The organism is Neisseria sp. HMSC056A03, assembly GCF_001815685.1.
In the GTDB taxonomy this organism is placed as follows: domain Bacteria; phylum Pseudomonadota; class Gammaproteobacteria; order Burkholderiales; family Neisseriaceae; genus Neisseria; species Neisseria subflava.
In genome coordinates, this window is the sequence record NZ_KV821606.1 from 4,883 (window position 1) to 5,169 (window position 287).

Below are 287 nucleotides of genomic sequence, written 5' to 3' on the forward strand. Positions count from 1 at the left end.
GCCTTCGGGCGGCTGTGTGTTGAAACAGGAGCGCAGCGCAATTTGTAGCCTATATAGGATCCAGCCGCCTTCGGGCGGCTGTGTGTTGAAACCAAACCTCTTGTCTAATTTTATGCGAACTGGACACCAGCCGCCTTCGGGCGGCTGTGTGTTGAAACCGCTTCTAAACAATATGGGCAACTGTTAGCGAATCCCAGCCGCCTTCGGGCGGCTGTGTGTTGAAACCAAACGCCAGTCTCTCTGTTGTATCCCATCTGCTCCCAGCCGCCTTCGGGCGGCTGTGTGTT